We start from the raw sequence: 2,795 nt of genomic DNA on the forward strand, positions 1-2,795 counted from the left end.
ACTCAACAGGGTTCCGGTTCAGGTCCGGGACAGTCATGAGGACACGCTTTGATGCTGGATGCAGCGAATACCGCCGCCGACACCTCTGATGTGCAGGCCGAGACCCTGCTGGAGGTCAACAATATCGAGGTGATCTACAATCACGTGATCCTCGTTCTGAAGGGCGTCAGCCTGAATGTCCCCAAGGGCGGCATAACCGCGCTGCTGGGCGGCAACGGGGCTGGCAAGACCACCACGCTGAAGGCGATCTCGAACCTGCTGCATTCGGAACGCGGCGAGGTCACCAAAGGCTCGATCAAGTACCGCGGCGCGCATGTCCATGAGCAGGACCCGGCCGAGCTGGTGAAGAAGGGCGTCATTCAGGTGATGGAAGGCCGCCATTGTTTTGAGCATTTGACGGTGGAGGAAAACCTGCTGACCGGTGCGTATACCCGTTCGGACAGCAGTGCCAAGATTCAGGACGATCTGGAGATGGTCTATCACTATTTCCCGCGTCTGAAGGAGCGCCGCAAAAGCCAGGCCGGCTATACCTCGGGCGGCGAACAGCAGATGGTGGCAATGGGCCGTGCGCTGATGTCCCGGCCAGAGACGATCCTGCTGGACGAGCCCTCGATGGGGCTGGCGCCGCAGCTGGTGGAGCAGATTTTCGAGATCGTGAAGTCGATCAACGAGAAGGAAGGGGTGACCTTCCTTTTGGCCGAGCAGAACACCAACGTGGCCCTGCGCTATGCACATTACGGTTATATCCTGGAGTCGGGCCGTGTGGTGATGGACGGGCCTGCAGCTGAGCTGCGGGAGAATCCGGATGTAAAGGAATTCTACCTCGGGATGTCCGATGAAGGGCGCAAGAGCTTTCGCGACGTGCGGTCTTACCGGCGCCGCAAGAGGTGGCTGAGCTGATGCGGGGAGATGACGTGATGACCTATTTTGACACGCTTGAGACCCGCAGCGCCGATGAACGCGCCGCAGATCTTGCCAAGGCCTTGCCAGAGCAGATCGCCCGTGCACAGTCTGCCTCCGGATATGCGGAATTGCTGGACGGTGTGGATCCGGCGGCGGTGGTCTCGGCGGAGGCCTTGGCGGCGCTGCCCGTGCTGCGTAAGTCGGAGCTGAGCCGGGCGCAGGCCGGGAACCCGCCCTTTGGCGGTTTCACCGTGAAGCCTGCGACCGGCTTTGCCCATGTTTTCCAAAGCCCCGGCCCGATCTATGAGCCGGGCGGGGTGGATGGCGACTGGTGGCGGATGGGGCGGTTTCTGAACGCTGCCGGGATCGGCCGGGGCGATGTAGTGCAGAACTGTTTCGGCTACCATCTGACACCTGCGGGCATGATTTTTGAAAACGGTGCGCGGGCGGTGGGCGCGGCGGTGTTGCCTGCCGGCACCGGCCAGACAGAGCTGCAGGTGACGGCTGCGCGTGATGTCGGTGCCACCTCTTATGCCGGCACGCCGGATTACCTGAAGGTGATCCTGGACAAGGCCGGCGCCATGGGTGTGGAGCTGGCCTTTACCAAGGCGGCGGTGGGCGGCGGCGCGCTGTTTCCTTCCCTGCGTCAGGAGTATGCCGATCGCGGGATTTCCTGCCTGCAGTGCTACGCCACCGCTGATCTGGGCAATATCGCCTATGAAAGCCCGGCTATGGAAGGGATGATCGTCGACGAGCATGTGATCGTCGAGATTGTCACCCCCGGCACCGGCAATCCGGTGGCACCAGGTGAGGTGGGTGAGGTTGTGGTGACAACGCTGAACCCGGATTATCCGCTGATCCGTTTTGCCACCGGCGATCTGTCGGCAGTGATGCCGGGCGTTTCGCCCTGCGGCCGCACCAATTTGCGGATCAAGGGCTGGATGGGCCGGGCGGATCAGACCACCAAGATCAAAGGCATGTTTGTGCGGCCCGAGCAGGTGGCGGCGCTGGTCGACAAACATGACGAGATCGTCAAGGCGCGTGTGGTTGCCAGCCGCGATGGCGAGATGGATGCAATGACCGTGCAGATTGAGGCGCAGGGCGGCGACGAGGCAGCCTATGCCCGCTCGGTGATCGAGGTGCTGAAGCTCAAGGGCAAGGTCGAGGTTGTGGCACCGGACGCATTGCCCAAGGACGGGCTGGTGATCGAGGATCAGCGGACTTACGACTGATTTCTTCGCTGGATCCAAGAGGCACGGGCGCCGGCAACAGGCGCCCGTTTTCTGTTCAGCAGGCAGGCAGAGCGCAAGCAGTGCTTTCTGGCTGGAATTTCTGACTGGAATAGTCGTAATAGGGCAACGCGAAACATCAGCCGGACCTGTGACTGCCGTAAAATGACTGCCGCGAATGACCCCATAAAGTATGCCCCCAACGGGCGCCGCAGCGGTGGAAGGAGCCGCGGTGGTGTTTTTGCCGTTCTGGCCTGGGCGGTGGCCCTGTCTTGCGTGCTGCCGATGCTGGCGGTGGCGCTGGCAGCGGCATTCGGCGGGACGGAGACGATCAGCCATCTGGCGGCCACGGTGCTGCCAGGATATTCGCTGACGACACTGGCACTGGTCGCGCTGGTCGCGCTTGGCACATTTGCAATCGGCACCGGTGCAGCCTGGCTGGTGACCATGACGCGCTTTCCCGGCGCACGGTTTCTGGAAATCGCTCTGGTCCTGCCGCTGGCGTTTCCGGCCTATGTTCTGGCCTATGCCTATACCCATATTCTGGACCACCCCGGTTTCGTGCAGGCCACGCTGCGGGATGTGACCGGCTGGGGGCCGCGGGACTACTGGTTCCCTGAGATCCGCTCCACAGGCGGGGCAGCGGCGATGCTGGTTCTGGTG

Annotated in this window: 2 protein-coding genes and 1 pseudogene; all 3 read left to right on the forward strand. The window is 62.4% G+C overall.

Annotated elements, in window-relative coordinates; genetic code table 11:
* Positions 1 to 51: 51 nt before the first annotated feature.
* On the forward strand, positions 52 to 900 hold the full coding sequence (locus A2I95_RS29980; RefSeq protein ID WP_259989023.1) for an ABC transporter ATP-binding protein: 849 nt from the start codon (positions 52 to 54) through the stop codon (positions 898 to 900).
* 17 nt (positions 901 to 917) lie between these two features.
* Entirely contained in the window at positions 918 to 2,135 is a 1,218-nt protein-coding gene (locus A2I95_RS29985; protein ID WP_259989025.1) for a phenylacetate--CoA ligase family protein, read from the forward strand.
* A gap of 162 nt (positions 2,136 to 2,297) precedes the next feature.
* Positions 2,298 to 2,795: pseudogene (locus tag A2I95_RS29990) on the forward strand (iron ABC transporter permease); the annotation flags it as partial.

The sequence above is a fragment of the Leisingera sp. F5 genome (genome assembly GCF_001593695.1).